Origin of the sequence: Nitrosomonas sp. (assembly GCF_043753625.1) — a bacterium.
Lineage (GTDB): Bacteria > Pseudomonadota > Gammaproteobacteria > Burkholderiales > Nitrosomonadaceae > Nitrosomonas.
Map to the genome: position 1 here is coordinate 1 of NZ_JAYUWI010000120.1, position 3,462 is coordinate 3,462.

At 44.6% G+C, this 3,462-nt stretch carries 2 protein-coding genes and 3 pseudogenes; 2 read left to right on the forward strand and 3 right to left on the reverse strand.

Annotated elements, in window-relative coordinates; translation table 11 throughout:
* Both ACH10T_RS10335 and ACH10T_RS10340 read right to left on the reverse strand, forming a co-directional pair.
* Positions 1-259, reverse strand: a pseudogene (locus tag ACH10T_RS10335) (site-specific integrase); the annotation flags it as partial.
* Positions 260-476: 217 nt separating this feature from the next.
* Positions 477-695, reverse strand: a pseudogene (locus tag ACH10T_RS10340) (site-specific integrase); the annotation flags it as partial.
* 3 nt (positions 696-698) lie between these two features.
* On the opposite strand from ACH10T_RS10340, the gene ACH10T_RS10345 reads away from it, so the two are divergent.
* A complete protein-coding gene (locus ACH10T_RS10345; protein WP_394809200.1) occupies positions 699-974 on the forward strand; it encodes a relaxase/mobilization nuclease domain-containing protein in 276 nt (91 codons plus the stop codon).
* 51 nt (positions 975-1,025) lie between these two features.
* Here ACH10T_RS10345 and ACH10T_RS10350 read toward each other — a convergent pair whose 3' ends face one another.
* Positions 1,026-2,378: an IS1182 family transposase gene (locus ACH10T_RS10350; RefSeq protein WP_394809199.1), complete on the reverse strand. Its 1,353-nt coding sequence runs from the start codon at positions 2,376-2,378 to the stop codon at positions 1,026-1,028.
* 92 nt (positions 2,379-2,470) lie between these two features.
* Between ACH10T_RS10350 and traI the strand changes: the two are divergent.
* Positions 2,471-3,409, forward strand: a pseudogene (gene traI, locus ACH10T_RS10355) (TraI/MobA(P) family conjugative relaxase); the annotation flags it as partial.
* Positions 3,410-3,462: the final 53 nt, after the last annotated feature.

The following is a 3,462-nucleotide window of genomic DNA, read 5'->3' on the forward strand; positions in this document are numbered from 1 at the left end:
ACGTCACCATATCCGCTAAATGCTGTGGCAATTCCTGAATAAGCATGGCTGCTTGTGTTGCACTCAGGTAACGTACCCGACGCTTTGCTTCACGATACAGCTTAATCACGGGTGGTTTATCAATCCATTCCCAATCTAAAGCAGATCGCCGCAAGATCGCACGAATTAGTGCCAATAAGCGATTAGCTGTTGCCGGGCTTGATTGCTGAAGCTTTAACTCGCCAATCTTTGCGATTATATCCCGAGTCAATTCATCCAAATACTTGCCTCTGAAGAACTGTTGGAGCCAGTTTATTTTAGCCACATCTTCATGATGTGGCTTTTTATATGGCTATGTCATCGTTAGTTAGTGGTAATCATGTAACCTAATGAATTTGAAACAAAATATCAATTATTGGTTTTTTGGTTAATGACTTGTTTATCAATGATAATTTGTGTTTGTTTACAGTGACCAACAATTAATGATGACATAGCCTTTTATATTGCGTCTCCATCAGCCATTTATAAGCCGCTTCATCCCAAGTCCGCTTTGGCTTATCCCCCAGTCTTGCAACCCGCCAGGATTCCGCTTTCAGCTTATCGTGGAATTCTTGCGCCTGGGTTTTATCTTCAGTTGCAGCAGAGCATCTAACTCGCTCGCCGCTTGGTGTGGTGAAACTAATCCACCACGTCTTACCACGTTTACAGAGTGACATTTGGTGCTGAGCTTTCCGGAAGGTGAGCGTTTATCCTTTTCTGACCTGAATGCCATTGAAGAGCGGTTTTGTGATGTTTTGGGTTTTAATGGTCATCAACGCATCAGCGTAATCCATGATGATACCAATAACCTGCACATGCACATCGCGATCAACAAGATACATCCTAGGAGCCTGTCGGATAGGAAAATCAGCAAGAGAAGTATTGAGAAAGAATTTCAACTGTGTCAGTTTGAAACTTTTTCAGTACATCTGAATATAAAGCCATACATTTGTTAACTCTATTTTTAGTTCAATTTCCATCTGAACAAAGGTTTTTTAGGTTTTTTTCTATCCTGTTGCCATTGCATACATCCGTTTGAAGTTATAAGCCATAGCAACCAGCTTCCACTCGCCCGCTACTGCTTGAATCCCTCGCATCAGGAACTGGCGAAAGCCTAATACCTGTTTGATAATGCCAAACACGGGTTCGACAGTGCATTTGCGTCTACCGTATAGTTCGCGTCCTGACTGTGTTTTAAGTTGGTACATCATCATAACCAAAGGATCGTCCGTCTGAGGTTTTGGGGCATCCGGTTGCAGCCGCTGTGCTATGGGCAGATGATGGGTATCACGTCCCAGCGCAATGAGTGGAGTGATGCCATGTTCAGCACAGGCCTTAACGTTGTTTTGGCTAAAATAACCATTATCGGCTAGCAAAGTATCGGCTTTGCCGAACTGGTTTTCCAGTGTGTTCAATGCTTCGAGCATCGGTTCGACGCGTTGCTTGTCATTGGTTTCCGTGGTCAGGCCGGTGGCGATAATGAGCATGCTCTCGATATCGACGGCCGCCTGACTGTTATAGCCTTGTATGAAACCATCCCCACTGGGCATGATACGTGATTGTTCATCGGTAAGATTGATTTGATCTTGGACGCAGGGGCCAGTTTCCGGTGCTTTGGGTTCCCGCCCGCGTGGTTTTTTTCCCGCTTTTTGTTGTGCTTCCCGGCGGGCAATCTTTTCCTCATAATCTTTCTGCGCCTGGTTGTCACGTGCCTGGACGCGCTCAGCTATTTTGGCTTTCGCAGCAGCCAAGGCTTCAAGACGTTGTTCGCGACGTACGATTTCAGCCGGTAAGTCAAAATCATGCTCAGATTCCTGCTCATCGGTTTGCTCTGCTTTGTTCAATAAAAACTGAACCTCTTCTCGTAACTGTGCTTCCAGCTTCTCAATGTGTCCGTGCGATAGCGCTTTGTGCTTTGATGCATTGGCTTTGATCTTGGTACCATCCAGCGATATGTTTCCCAATTTAAACAACTTCATCTCTTGGGCTATGGACAACACTTGCACAAACAATTCCTGCAATTCCAGCAAAAAGGTTTTGCGGAAATTTGCGATAGTGTCGTGATCCGGGTGCTGATTGGCCGCAAGAAAACGAAACGCCACCGAGTCATGCGTCGCCCGTTCAATCTTGCGGCTGGAAAATGTACCGGTTGCGTAGCCATAAACCAATAATGCCAACATCATGGAGGGATGATAGGCTTCCGAGCCTTTACCAGAATAATGGCTCGTCAATCTCGTCAAGTCCAACTGCTCAATGACTTCAATGATGAACCGTGACAAATGATTTTCCGGTAACCATTCATCTATCGACGGGGGGAGCAAGTACAGCTGATGGCGATCGCAGGGCTTGAAATGACTCATGTCGCTTTTCCAAAAATCCGATTTCAATTGAGCGCTATTTTAACAAATTGACCCTCCAAATGCTTTAAGTCCGACAGACTCCTAGAAACTTAACAATCCATAATCCCTACTATGATTACAAGAAAGTAGCCAAGCTTTGTGAGCAAATCGAACAAGAATATGGCTTAACAAAAGTTAATCATGAAGCCGTGAGTGATAAAGCTGCCAGAGTAGCGCAGGAAATTGAAGCCAGAACCGGTGTTGAGAGCTTGGTGGGCTGGATCAAGCGTGAGGCACTCACTGAAATCAAAGACGCGGATAACTGGCAGGACTTGCATAAAGTGCTAGCCAGGCATGGCCTTGAAATCAAGGAGCGTGGCAACGGATTTGTATTGGTCGCCAAAAATGGCGTGGCTGTTAAAGCCAGTTCTGTGGATCGTTCTCTATCTAAAGGGAATCTGATCCAGAGATTGGGTGCATTAGTTCCTAGTGATCAATCTGAGCAATCGTCACAACAAAACGCAAAACAATATCAGCCAAAACCATTACAAAACCGGATGGATACTTCAAAGCTTTATGCGCGATACCAACACGAGCAGACGGATAGCGCCAGACAGCGTTCAAGCCAGTGGGCAATATTGCGACAAAGCAGAGATCAACTCATTGAACGCGCCAAGCTAGAGGCAAAACTCAAGCGCAACATCATTAAAAGTATCAAAGCTGGGAGATTGGCCAAAAAAGCGCTGTATGCAACTGCACATCAGCAGTTCAAAACAACTATTCAAGTCATTAAAAGTGATTACCAGAAAGCCTACCAGCACTCTAAAACCAGTCATTTCAGAATGGGGTGGCTGGATTGGTTAGCAAAAGAAGCAAAAAATGGCAATGCTGAAGCATTGGCTGTTTTGCGATCCAGAAGAATCGGTCTATTTAAGGGCAACCAGGTATCGGCTAAGCAAAGCAATGATGATTCCATCGCTAATAGCCACTGCAAGGATGGTTTCATTAAGGCTATGTCATCGTTAGTTAGTGGTGCTCATATAACCCAATGAATTTGAAGAAAAATATCAATTATTGGTTTTTTTGTTAATGACTTGTTTATAAA